Genomic DNA, 11,866 nt, shown 5'->3' on the forward strand with positions numbered 1-11,866 from the left:
GTTCTCCTGGACTCAGGTGGGCAGGACTGCGAGGGCGATGGAGCTGGCGGAGCCGACGAGGGCAGCGGCGGTGAAGGCGCCGATGAGTCCTTCGAGGCTTTCGTCGCGGTACATGCGGATCGCCAGGAGTCCGGCGACCCAGAGCAGGCGGGCGATGCACAACAGCAGCACCAGCCAGGCCAGGTAGCCGAGTAACAGCGTCAGTGGCGACAGCACTTGCGGTGGTAGTGGTTCGGCGAGCATAATCACGCGCCCTCCCGCAGCTGGGTGTCGTGGGCGACCTGCAGCGCGGCCAGGATCGGGTCGCTGGCGGCGACCGGGAGACCGCACTGGAGGTGGTTCGTCGGCTGGGTGATCACGTCGTGTTCGGCCCACAGCAGCTCCCCGAGCATGCGGGCCACGTCGGTGTCGTTGGGATCGGCGGTGTGGGTGCTGATCACCCATGTCGGGGTCGCGCGAAGCCTGTCGAGGTCGAGACCGTCGAGGATCTGGTGCCCGCTGGCGGGAGGGTCGAACAGGACGAGTCCAGTGATCGCTGCTGCTCGCTGCGGCGCGCTGGCGGCCCAGCACAGAGCGGGGAAGACTGCCTGGCCGCGGGTGACAAGCACACGCGCGCCCGCGGTTTCGGCCAGCCGAGCATCCAGGTCCGTGGCGAGCGCTCCCCTACGAGAAGCACGGTCGACCATGTCGGGGGGCGTGTAGGTGAGCTGGGCGATGCGTCCGCCGAGGTGTTGGTGCAGGTGGGTGATGACCGCAGTCCAGTGTCCTGGTGAGGGAACGGTGTCGAGGTAGATCACCGTGGCGGGTGCGTCGGCGGCGCCGGTGCGGGCGCTCGCGCGATGGTGGGTGGCTGATGGCTGGTGGCGGTGCATGGGTTATCCGCCTCCGCCGGTGACGACGGCGTTCATGATCGATCCGGCGCTGGTGGCGATGATGCCGCCGACGAGGGCGCCGAGGATGATCTTGGGCGACTCGATGGCTCCGCCGTGGAAGCGTTCCCACCCGAATTTGCCGCCGGCGTAGATGAGGGAGGCGATGCCGGCCAGCATCACGATCCAGGACAGGTAGTTGACGAGGTTCACCAGCCGGTCGGCGCCGGGTGGACTATGTGGGGTGATCGTGATCTGTTGCGCCACAACCGCGGCGGCCTCGGCCGTTATCTGCATCGTGCTCATGGCGAGTCCTGGGAGTCGGGGGTGCGTTCGGCGGCGAGCCGGGCCAGCAGGTCGGCGGCGATGCGGTGGACCTCATGGGGGACTGTCCGTGTGAGGGCTGTCCGGCCCCGGTGCGTCGGTTCTTCGTCGCCGGGGAAGGTTTGGGCGAGTTCGCCGAGTTCGAGGCAGGCGAGGTCGTCGTGCCAGCCGATGTCGTAGATCGGGGTGATGAGGGCGGCGACGGTGGCGCGGTAGCGGCGGACCGTGGCGGGCATGCGTCCAGTGCGCACGGGTGTGAGGGCCAGTCCGATGACGGTCACCTCGGGCGGGGTGAGGCCGGCATGCCATTCGCGGAGCCGGTCTGCGGCGGCGATCAACCCGGGTAGGCACAGGCGCGCGGCGAGAAGTACTCGTTGGGTGGTGTGCTCGGATCCCGGCCACTGGGTGCCGATGTCGGCGGCCGGGGCCCACCAGCGGGCCAGTGTCGAGGTCCCGGCGCCGCCGTGGGCCCCCATCACCGCGAACAAGGGAGGGAACCGTCCGGTGGTGGGCAGAGGTGTCGTCCGCACGGTGGCCCGGTGTTCCGGTGGTGGTGCGATGATGGTGGACGGGTCCAGCCGGCGGTGGTCGTGGCCGGACCGGTGCTGCAGGGAGATGGGTGCGGCGGTCATGGGTGGCTTCTGTTCTGGATGTTGGTGATGACCGGGCCGTCGGTGGTGTCGCGGAGGTTGATCAGTTGCAGGTAGTCGATGCGGTGACCGCCCGGACGTGTTTCGGCCAGGTGGACCTCGGCCACACCCGTGGCCAGGGGGGTGATGGCCACGCAGTGTCGGGTTCCGGCGGGGATGGAGGCGATTCCCGCGGCCAGTGCGTCCGGGCGGATTCCTGCTTCCGGCGCGACCAGGCGTAGTGCTGCGCTGGCGTCGCGGTGGCGGTAGTAGGCGTATTCGAATGCTGCGATCACTCCGGCAACGCTGTCGGGCCAGCTGTTGCTGTCGGTGACCGTTTCGCCGGTCAGCCCTTCGCACGCCGCCGCCCCCACGGCCGCGGTCGTTGTGGAAGGTGTGCCAGCGGGTGTCGGGGCCGGTGCGGCGACCCGGGTGTCGTGGTGTCCGGTGACATGAACGATGCCTGCGCCGGTGATGATCGCGGCGGTCGCCAACACCACACCGAGCGCAGCCAAGACGCGTCGGCGACCACTGGGCAGCGGTTCGGGTTCGGCGGGTGGTGTGTCGTCGAGCCAGGCCCATTCTCTGGAGCCGTTGTCGTTGTGGTCCCCGGCGAGGGGGTGCAGGGTGGGCCGGCCGGCGGTGTCGAGCCATTGCCAGCCGAGGTCGTGGTCGGTGCTGGTGGTGGGGGACATTGGGTGTCACCTCCTCGGTCGGGTCATGGGGGCGGGTGGTGGGGTTGGGCCCTCCGAGCGGGCGCCGCCAGGGGAAGATCAGCGGACAGGCTGGTTGGGTACGTCGGCTGATCAGGCGACCGCTCGAAGGGGTTCAGGGAGCTCCACTGGTCGGTGGGGTGGAGCTGTTCTCACCAGCGCGCGGTCGGGCGGCCGGCGGCGTGGCCGAGCGCGGCGGGGTGGTTTCGGTCGGTGAGGTGGTGCCGGTGGCGGCGAGGTCTCGCGCCAAGGCGGTGAACCAGTGCGACACCGCGGAGAACACCGAAGACTGCCCTGGTGTGGCGGTGTCGGTGCGGTAGGAGCCGCGGCGTCCGCTGGTGGAGCTGTAGGTGGCGGTGCCGGCAACGGTGTAGAGGTCGCTGGGGTCGGTGATCAAGCTGGTGGCCGCATCGAACGCGTCATTGACCCAGCCGAGAGCAGTCTGCGGCGGGACGAGCTCGACTACGGCGGCCGCGACTTTGGCGCCCAAGACTGCGACGGCGGCGGCCGGGTTGGCGAGGCCGACGGTGGCGAGTTCGGCGACCGTGGCAGGGGTGAAGACCGTGCGTGCGACGGTCACGACCGCGCCGAGGCCGAGGGTGCCGAGTTTGAACAGTGCGGCCAGCGCCTGGTCCGGTCCTGGTGGCACCGCGGTCGGGGCGGAGGCGTCTGCGAGACGCTCACCCAGGGTTTTTGTCGGGTTGTAGGCGAGTTGGTCGAGGCTGGTCCCGGTGAGATCGTGAGTGATCACCTCGACGCCGGTGGTGAACACGGTGCCGGCGAGGGCGGCCGCGAGGGTGGAGATCGCGGTGACGGGATCGCGGTGGTCGGTGCGTGCGATCACGTGGGCGACGGTTCTGGCCAGCGGCGAACCGGGGGTGGTGTCGCAGGTAGCGTCCCCTGCGACACACAGGTCAGCGACGCGGCCGGTCAAGGACCCGAAATCCGGTGTGTGTGCCGCGGCGTCGATCCCGGCACCGGACACGCCGCTGTTGTTCACCGTGACGGCGGCGAGGTGTTGCCCGTGAGTTCCCGGTGCCGATGCCGGCGTGGTGAGGGTGGGGCGGCCGGGTATTGCCGGTGTTCCCATGGCCCGGGTGGGGTTGGCGAGCAGAGCGATCCCGGCGACCCGGTCGGCGGGCACCGCGCTGTGGCCCGCGCCGATCTTGTGGGCGAAGTCGGCGACGGCGGGGGCGCCGTGGGCGTATCCGGCCACGGCGATCTGGGTGGCCGGGCAGCGCTGGACGAGGCCTGTTGCCTGCGTCTCCAGTTCTTGTGCCGCGTCTATGATCGCCGTGCGGTAGGTCGTCCCAGCAGGGCTGGTGTCGGCGAATGGTATGTAAGTGCGCCCCACCAGTTCTCCTGCGGCAGCTTGCAGGGGCCCGAACAATTGGCCGAGCGCACCGGTATCGCTGGTCGATACCGCCCCGGGGCTGGATTCCTCTGAACCCTGCACTCCGAACACCTGCAGGCGCGGGCACGAGCCCTCGGGTGCCTCCACGGCGGTGCCTGGGACTGCGACCGCCACCCCCGCGGCCGCGAGCATCGCTGTAAGCGCGGTGGCGCCAGCACGCACCGGGGGACGCCACATTCGCTGGCGTGTGCGGTTCGTGAGGGTGCGATGCATGAGATGGCCCTGCCCTTTCTATGGTGTGGGGCGGCTGAGGGGGTTCAGGCAGCAGTTCCGGGATCCGGGTGGTCGGGCGATGTCGGGCCGGCAGGGCTGCGGGAGAGAAATGCGGTCGCGCGGTCAAGCGCATCCTCGGCCGCGGCGTCGGCGGTGGTGGTGTGGTCGCTCGCGTAGTCCTGCCAACTGGTCTCGACACCGAGGTCGCGGTAGTGCTGGGCGACGGCTCGTCCCATGGCGGCGGGGATGACGGCGTCGTCGGTGCCGTGATAGAGGTGCACCGGCACCTGCGGGGTTTCGCCGCTGCTGAGTTCATTGGTCAGGATGTAGCGCCACATCGGGTCGGCCCAGGGGTCCGGACGCTCGCACCACTCCCCTAACGGCGAGCGGAACCGCTGCAGCAAACTGACCAGATCGAGTTCCCCTGCCAGGCCCGAGGTGAGTCGGCCTTCCGGGGTGAGGATGTGATCGACCGGCAGGTGCGAGTACGCGCGTCCCAACCCGACCATGGCCGCCAGCACCACACCCGCGCACGCCGTCCCGTCCAAGTCCTGGGCGAGTTGGCGCAGGTCGCTGAACACCGCCCCCGCGACCACGCCCCGCAGATCGATGTCCGGGGCGTACCGGGGTTGTAGTTCTGCCGTCCACAAGGCGGCACGGCCGCCATCGGCGTACCCCCACGCCACGGTCGCGGCGCCTGCCTGGTGGTCGAGAAGTTGCGTTGCCGCGCGGACTGCGTCGAGCCCGGCATGCGCGGCCGCAGCGCCGGCCGGCCACAGGTGCGGGCCGATTCCGTTCATTCCCAGGCCAAGACCGTCGGGAATGACGACGGTCCAGCCGCGGGCCACTGCTGCGGCGATCCGCGATGTTTCGGGATCGGTGCCGAAGGCCAGCTGGAGCGAGGGCGCGCAGCCGCCACCGAGGCCATGAAAGATCGGGCAGTACAGCAGGAACCGCTCGCAGTCGGTTGCGGCGGCGGGGTCGGGCACCAGCACGGTGGCCGAGGCGGGGATCGGTGCGCCGAATCCGGTGCGGCTGGCATACACGATCTGCCAGGCGGTGCTCACCCTGGGTATGTCGGGCAGGAGGACCGGGCGGCGGCGCAGGATCCCGCCGGGCCGGGGGTCGAAGCCCAGCGGTGGGGCGTCGAAGAAGTCATCGTGGCTCGGGTTCTCGGTCATGAGGGTGCTCCCGCGATGTCGTGGGCCAATGCGGTCAGCCACGCCGTGCCCGAGGCGAGCCGGCCGGTGACCGCGTAGTCGGTGTGCGCGGCGACTGTGCCCACGAACTGGGCCCAGACCGCCGGATTCAGCAGGTCCGCGTTCTCGGCCACCAACTGCCCCCACGCCGCGCTCAGCTGACCCGCCAGCGCAGGCAGCACAGCAACCGGGTTCGCGACCACCGCGGCCGTGATCTCGTTCCAGCGCATCCCGGCCGCGGTGTGCTCGTCAGGAGTCGGATCCGGCAACCGAGGATCGGCGGCATCGATCAAGCGCTGTGTCAGCGGCAGTTCGGGGACATAGTCGGCCCGGCCTGGTGCGAGCTGGAAGTCGTGCAGCAGCACGGTGGTCCACGTGTCACCGAGGGCTGCCGACAGCAGCGCGCCGAGTGAGTTCACTGCAGCGAGTGGGTCGTGCAGGGCGGCTTGGGCGGCGATCTCGGCTCCTACACGCAGTACTGCGGCCCGATCCGGTGCCGAGCACGCGAGGTCGCCCTCGACGCAGATATCGGCGACCCGTCCTTCCAATGCGCCGTAGCCGGTGTCCCGTTCGGCGATACCGGAACCAGACACCAGCCTCGCGTCGAAACGGACCCCGGCGACGGCCGCGCCTGCCGTACCGGGCGCGGGGTCCGGGGCCGTTTGGCCGGGACGTCCGGGGAATACGGGGGCGGCGGGGCCGCGATCGGGGTTGGCGTACAGGGCGATGCCAGCAATGTGGTCGGCCGGGACGGGCCCGGTGCCGACGCCGATGTCGCGGGCGAACCAGGACATCGTCTGAGCGCCTTGGGAGTACCCGACACCTGCGATCAAGGTGTCCGGGCAGTCGCGGTGCAGCTGCGCGACGGCGGTGTCGAGGGTGTGGCGCGCTTCGGACACCGACACGGTGTAGGGGGCTGCTCCGCCGCCGGGAACGGCGCCGCCGAACCCTGCACTGTAGGGGATGTAGCTGCGGGTCACCAGGTCGGGCGCGGCTGCCATGACCGGGGCCAGAAGTGCGCCGAGCACACCGGCGTCCGAGGTGGGGTCCGCAGTGGGTGAGGATTGGCCGGTGCCCTGCACGCCGAAGACATGTAACCCGGGGCACGCTACGGGCGCAGGTGTGGCGACAGCAGGTGTCGCGGCCAGGGTGAGCGAAGCGGTCAGGGACACCCCTACCGCAGTGACAGCGCTGAGAGACCGGTAGAGCGTCGAGTCGATGCCGTTCACTGTCCGACTCCGACACCCGCACCGAATCCGGCACCGATCGTTGCGCCTGCCACTGCACCCGCGACGGCGGCCGGTATTCCGGCGATCGCCGCGCCGGCGGCGGCACCGGCGGCGGCACCGATCGCCGTACCCGCGACACCGGAGGTCACTGTGCCGATCACCGGCACCGCGACCACCGCTCCCACGGCGGCCCCGGCGATTCCCCCGATCGTGCCTCCGATCAATCCACCGGCTACCGCGCCGACCGCGGCGGCAGGAGCACCCGTCGCTTTGGCGCCAATCGCGCCGCCGATACCGACGCCGGCCAACGTGGCCCCGCTGACTCTGTCGGAGCGTCCTGCCGGGATGCCGATCGAATCCAAGGCCGTCGCCATGTGGGCTTCGGCCGTGGCCGCAGCGCCGTTGATCGTGTCGCGGACCTCCGGCGGCACCCACGGCGGGGTGGGGGTCTGCCACTGTCCGACCCGGATCGTGTCCGGCGGCGGAGCCACGGGCGCGACCGGCGGCACCGGGGCCGGTAGATGCAGTTGCTCGATCCGCACCGGCTCCACCCGTTCCTCGACCGAGGGCGCCGGCCGCGTCGCCGACTCGGTGCGAACCTCCGGAGGTTGCGCGTAGTACACCGGCGGCGCCGGAGCAGGGACGGGAGCCGGCGGAGGCGAGGGCGCGGTCGTCCCCGGCTGGACCGGGCTTGTCACGCCGGGTTGGTCGGCGACGGGCAGCAACGGATCGGCCGCAGACGCCGTCCCGGTCGCCGCCACTATCACCGCCAACGGCAACGCCGCGGCTAATATCATTCGGCTGCTGGAAGCTATCGGTCCATACCATTCACTATGGCGTTCGCCGGGCAGGAACTTCCTGGCGGAAAAGTCGGGGTGAAATCCGGATATAAGGATCGAACGTCTGGAAAAAGGCATGCGTGGATAGCCCTTCATCAAGAGATTGAACGAGAGATCAGAAGAAAATGAGTAATTCCCCTCGAACCGCTCTACCGGCGCCGCAGCAGCGCCGATAGAGCGGGCGCGCTGGCGAATGGGTCAGATGAACGCCAGCACGATGCCGGCCAGCTGCGAGGCCACCGACAGACCGTGCGACAGCACAGAAAGCCCGGTATCCACCCAGCTCAGGACAATGTAAGGATCCATCGAATTCCTTCCGGTGTTTGAATTGACGCCCCTATCCAAACCCGGAAACAACAGCCCACGAAAGGGCTCCAACACACCTAAATTGCGTTAATGCAAGATTTTCACACTCGGACACCAGCGCTGCGCTGCACGAACACGCACCAAGACAAATTTTGCGTCCACGAGAAGAGTCTGAGGCGCGCGGCATGGCGATCTGCGCGACAGTCAACCGCCGACTCATCGGCGTCGGAGAAACTGACTTTTAGTGTTGCCGCGACCTTTCGATTGTGATAGTTGTGAGTGTCCACTCGGGGGCGGAATTCACGGCAGCACTGTGCCGTCCTCGTCGATCCACAACCATTCGGGGGGAACCGCATGGCCACGACCACACACCGACCCAAGCCGAACTCTGGACCCACGCCCAAGGCGCGGATCCCCGACCTACCCAGCACGCTGCTCGCCATCCGCGAACACCTCGGGTGGAGCCGCGCCAGGGCCTACTCGAGTCACGGTGTCAGTGGCTCCTACCTGAGCCAGATCGAAGACGGGACTCGCACTCCCAGCCTCGACCTGCTGCAACAAATGATCACCGGCTACAACCTGAACTGCGCACAATCGCAGTACCTACACGACCTCCGCGCGCCCTCCCGCCACCTCTCCCCCACCCCAGACCTGCGTGAATTCATCGCCCGGAGCCCGCAGCTCGTTCGGCATCTCGACGACCTCGACCAGCGCAGCGTTCCCGCCGCCTACCTCGATCCGCTCAAGCAGATTCTCGCCACCAACCACACCTGGCGCCGCACCCTGCCCGGCATGTACGAGATCGGCTGCATTCCCGCCTGGATGTTCAGTCCCGCGGGCCACGCCACCGTCCTCGACTGGCACAACGAAGCCCAATACAGCGTGGCGAGCATCCGGCCCGGACTCGCCCGTTACCGCGACACCGAGCAAGCACACACCGTCTTGGCCACGCTGGCAAACCACCCTGCCTTCAATGAGATCTGGTACGCCAGCATCGATGTCATCTACGGCCGAGATACCAGCAGTCCCCTGCAATGCCATCACCCTGATAGCGGGGAACGCTACTCGTTGACCCTGTCCCTTTCCTCGGTCACTCAAACCCAGGAGGTCCTGCTGGTGACCGCAGTCCCACGAGCTTTCGAATCCGCCTGACGACCATCGTCGGCGCAGGCATCTTGTTCGCAGGGGACGGACGGGCACAGCGGAACATAGGTACATCGGTACCGCCATCGAGCCGAAACGCCCACCGGCCTGACTGAATGGTCAGTTGGCCACACCACCCCGAGTTTCCGCGCGTCGGATTCCCTCGGGGCTGGTGATGCCCGTCCCCTTGCGACAGTTTTCGCCTGCAAATAGCCGAGCGGGCATGGCCCGACCTGGAACTGACCCTGGCGGTCCCGTGAAGGAGAGCGGGCCACTGCTGGGTGTCCAGATAGACACCTGGACACTCGCGGCGTTAACTCGATTGCGATCGTCATGAGCTCATCAGTCTGGCAAGGATCCAAATCCCGGACGCCGGGTACCACCGCGAGAGAGGACTGTGGTCAGCACCGCAGACCAACGGATCGAGAACACCCTCCGCGATATCGGCACGGACCATTACGAACTGCGCAGACCGGTCCGGGTTGTCCGAGTTCGCCATCGCATCGTCATGCCAGTCACACGATCAGTCGATGAGATGATCATCTGCCGTCCCTCCAGGTATTGGCGAGGTCGTCGAGTTGGTCATGCGGAGCCCTGACGACACAGGTCGATAAGGCTCCTGGCGGTACTTGATGCGCTTACTGATGGGTATTGCATCCGGCACCAAGGACCTATCGGTCGGGCGCATCCGGCACAGATGTCTCACGCCTGCGGATACGCCGACCGAGTCCTCCGACTGGATTGAGAACTCAGGGGCACACCGCTGCCACAGCACACCAAGCACCCCGGCTGACCGTCTCCGTGAAGTACTCCCAGTACTCCCTGATGACCTTCCCGCTCGCTTATTCCGAAGATGCTGGCGAGGTAGATCAAAATATGACACCTAGCTGCAAAAACATTGATTTCATAACCTTCAGGGCGGCTGTTCCACCCCCGCAGCACTGCCTTTTGTCTGCCGCAGACTGATAACCCCTCTGTTGTTTCTCTGGTGTTGGCGGCCTACGGTCGCAGGGGTCCGAGACACGGACCCCAGGACGGAGGGGCAAGACACCATGTTCGTTGACGAGTTTGTCTCACGGGCACGACTCGCCGACATGGCCGGCGTCAGGCGGCCGACCATTACCACGTGGTCGACCCGACACCACGACTTCCCCCGACCGGAGCCCGGCTCTCGCCATGTACGACTCTCGGCAGCGATCAAATGGCTCGACCGGCGTCCGATCCCGCCCAAGGAACTTAAGGATGGCGAACCCGCCGGGTTCACCTACGGCGCCCGCGTCCTCGCCCGGGTCTCGACGCCGAAGACGAAGGAGACAGACCAGAAGCAGGCCATACCAACCGAGAGAAAGGATGGACGCGAGGTCGTCGATGAGCTCGTCGGCCCCGACGCCGCCAGGATCCGGGGCAATGGATCACACGCGAATTATCTGGAGTTCTTGGCGTGCTTGATCTTTCTGCTGCGGTTCGAGACCCCGGACAGCATTCGTGACAAGATGTTCTACCGCCCTGCTAGCACGGGCGAATTCCTGGAGATTCTCGAACGGCTTACCCACGAGCTGATGCTCCAGCGCGCGATTCCCGCTGGGCTGGAAACAGCGTTCCGGCGCGTCCAGCCCGCCAACAGCAGTGAACTTGAACGGATAGTCGAGATCTGCTCGACCCTGGGAAGCAACTCGCTCCGCTATCTGCTCGACCTGCTATCGCAGGAGAGAAGCGCATCTGGCAGCGAGTTCTTCACTCCGCCACGGATCGCCGCCCTGGCCGGAGCGTTGCTTGTCGGGCCAGGGGCCGAGCCGGGCAATGTCTATGACCCCTACGTCCGGGGAGGCGAGCTACTCGCAGCGGCCGCCTCTAGGTTCGTCCGCGAAGCCATCCCGATGGCGATCGGCGAAGGGCCGAGCGTGACCGACATCGGGATCGCCGCCTTCCACCTGAACATGCGTGGCATGACCGTCGATGCTCGCAAGAGTTCGGGCACCATCTGGGACTACCAGGACGAACATGCACCGAAGGCGCGGTATGTTCTCACGAACCCACCCTTTAACGCACGAACCGAGCCGGGTAGGCGGTCGGGCAGGCACGATTGGATCTTTGGCGAGCCACCGCGGAAGAACGACAACTACGCCTGGGTTCAGCACACGATGTCGAGCCTCGGACCGGACGGTCGCGCCGTGATCGTGATGCCCACCACCGCCAGCGCCTCACAAGACCGGCAAGAACTCGATATTCGCCAACAGATGATCGAACGAGGATCGGTCGAGGCCGTCATCCTGTTGCCGGGTCAGTTGTTTCCGAACACCGATATCAGCGTCTCGATCTGGGCGCTAAAGGTGCCGGCAGGAATCCCGCAAGACATCCTCTTCGTCGACGCCAGCTCGATGGCCGAGCCTCAGGGAGGCGGTCGCGGACGCCCCCGGCGGAATCTGAACCCGACAGCTGCCTCGCTCATTCCCGACATCTTCCATCAGCGCCACACCATGACAAAAGGCCACGTGGTTTCGATGGAAGCCGGCGGACGCGCGATCCTGACCGACATCGTCACCGTCCGCAGGCTCGGCTACTCGCTCGCTCCTACCGACTATCTCGCAGCATCGGAGGGCGACTCCCCTGATACTGGGCGCGCGGTCGAGCAGTTCGACGCACTCGGGCAACGGATCACCGCGACCGCTAACCACGACGCGCGCCTCGCTTCGCTGCGTCCGATCCTCCGGACTCGTACTCGGCAGGACTCCATCCCATTGAAGGAACTATGCTCGATAAAGCCCGGGCCTTCCCACCGCCGACTCCGGACCGAACACCGTTCTGTCGACGGCACTGTTCCCGTGGTGATGCCTCGACACCTGCGGGAGCGGCGGATCGAAGCGGCGGATGCCGACCGCACCACCGCTCGCGTCGCTAGAGAGTGTCCTCAAAGTCTGGGCGGTTGAGGTGCCGGTTTGATTTGATGTGTGGTCGTGGTGGCACGTAGGCATGAATTGACCGAGGACC

11 protein-coding genes are annotated in these 11,866 nt (G+C 67.3%); 2 read left to right on the plus strand and 9 right to left on the minus strand.

Annotated features, from left to right (window positions below):
* Positions 1 to 12: 12 nt before the first annotated feature.
* From ACWCPQ_RS25225 to ACWCPQ_RS25265, 9 genes are all read right to left on the minus strand, one after another.
* Positions 13 to 243 (minus strand): hypothetical protein, encoded by a 231-nt coding sequence (locus tag ACWCPQ_RS25225; RefSeq protein ID WP_416566090.1) that lies wholly within the window; start codon positions 241 to 243, stop codon positions 13 to 15.
* Positions 244 to 245: 2 nt separating this feature from the next.
* Entirely contained in the window at positions 246 to 872 is a 627-nt protein-coding gene (locus ACWCPQ_RS25230; RefSeq protein WP_416566089.1) for a hypothetical protein, read from the minus strand.
* A 3-nt stretch (positions 873 to 875) separates the two neighbouring features.
* Positions 876 to 1,175 (minus strand): hypothetical protein, encoded by a 300-nt coding sequence (locus ACWCPQ_RS25235; protein ID WP_449903057.1) that lies wholly within the window; start codon positions 1,173 to 1,175, stop codon positions 876 to 878.
* A complete protein-coding gene (locus tag ACWCPQ_RS25240; protein ID WP_449903060.1) occupies positions 1,172 to 1,825 on the minus strand; it encodes a DUF6668 family protein in 654 nt (217 codons plus the stop codon). Before ACWCPQ_RS25240 ends, ACWCPQ_RS25235 begins: the two co-directional genes overlap by 4 nt.
* Positions 1,822 to 2,517, minus strand: coding sequence for a hypothetical protein (locus ACWCPQ_RS25245; RefSeq protein ID WP_449903061.1), 696 nt, complete (start codon positions 2,515 to 2,517; stop codon positions 1,822 to 1,824). The genes ACWCPQ_RS25240 and ACWCPQ_RS25245 overlap by 4 nt, the downstream gene beginning before the upstream one ends.
* A gap of 133 nt (positions 2,518 to 2,650) precedes the next feature.
* Positions 2,651 to 4,162, minus strand: a complete 1,512-nt coding sequence (locus ACWCPQ_RS25250) for a cutinase family protein (protein WP_449903064.1) — start codon at positions 4,160 to 4,162, stop codon at positions 2,651 to 2,653.
* A gap of 44 nt (positions 4,163 to 4,206) precedes the next feature.
* Entirely contained in the window at positions 4,207 to 5,343 is a 1,137-nt protein-coding gene (locus tag ACWCPQ_RS25255; protein ID WP_449903067.1) for a lipase family protein, read from the minus strand.
* Entirely contained in the window at positions 5,340 to 6,590 is a 1,251-nt protein-coding gene (locus ACWCPQ_RS25260) for a cutinase family protein (protein ID WP_449903069.1), read from the minus strand. The genes ACWCPQ_RS25255 and ACWCPQ_RS25260 overlap by 4 nt, the downstream gene beginning before the upstream one ends.
* On the minus strand, positions 6,587 to 7,387 hold the full coding sequence (locus tag ACWCPQ_RS25265) for a hypothetical protein (protein WP_449903071.1): 801 nt from the start codon (positions 7,385 to 7,387) through the stop codon (positions 6,587 to 6,589). The genes ACWCPQ_RS25260 and ACWCPQ_RS25265 overlap by 4 nt, the downstream gene beginning before the upstream one ends.
* A gap of 702 nt (positions 7,388 to 8,089) precedes the next feature.
* Here ACWCPQ_RS25265 and ACWCPQ_RS25270 point away from each other — a divergent pair.
* Together ACWCPQ_RS25270 and ACWCPQ_RS25275 are read left to right on the plus strand one after the other, a co-directional pair.
* On the plus strand, positions 8,090 to 8,887 hold the full coding sequence (locus tag ACWCPQ_RS25270; RefSeq protein WP_449903073.1) for an MmyB family transcriptional regulator: 798 nt from the start codon (positions 8,090 to 8,092) through the stop codon (positions 8,885 to 8,887).
* A 1,043-nt stretch (positions 8,888 to 9,930) separates the two neighbouring features.
* Entirely contained in the window at positions 9,931 to 11,805 is a 1,875-nt protein-coding gene (locus ACWCPQ_RS25275) for an HsdM family class I SAM-dependent methyltransferase (protein WP_449903075.1), read from the plus strand.
* The last annotated feature ends 61 nt before the right edge of the window (positions 11,806 to 11,866 follow it).

This window comes from Nocardia sp. NPDC001965 (assembly GCF_053594175.1).